This is a genomic window from Pseudomonas peli (assembly GCF_050563605.1).
Classification (GTDB): domain Bacteria; phylum Pseudomonadota; class Gammaproteobacteria; order Pseudomonadales; family Pseudomonadaceae; genus Aquipseudomonas; species Aquipseudomonas peli_A.
Genome location: NZ_JBNXUH010000513.1, coordinates 1 through 224, shown reverse-complemented (window position 1 = coordinate 224; position 224 = coordinate 1). Strand labels below are relative to the sequence as shown.

Annotated in this window: 1 protein-coding gene; it reads right to left on the bottom strand. The window is 55.4% G+C overall.

Annotated features, from left to right (window positions below):
* A partial coding sequence (locus ACQ4LH_RS22330) for a hypothetical protein (RefSeq protein ID WP_430699040.1) occupies positions 1 to 224 on the bottom strand: 224 nt, incomplete at both ends.

Here is a 224-nt window from a genome sequence, read left to right as displayed (position 1 = left end):
ACCACGTTGTGGATCGCCACCATATTGCCGGCTACGGCACCAATGGCCTGCACACCTATATCACCTTTTCTTTTTTTTTTTTTTTGATGACCCGGCGCCCACCGAGATCTACACTCGTGGAGCGTCGTCGGCAGCGTCCAGATGTGTATAAGAGACAGGGCCGAAGCCGCTACCACGTTGTGGATCGCCACCATATTGCCGGCTACGGCACCAATGGCCTGCAC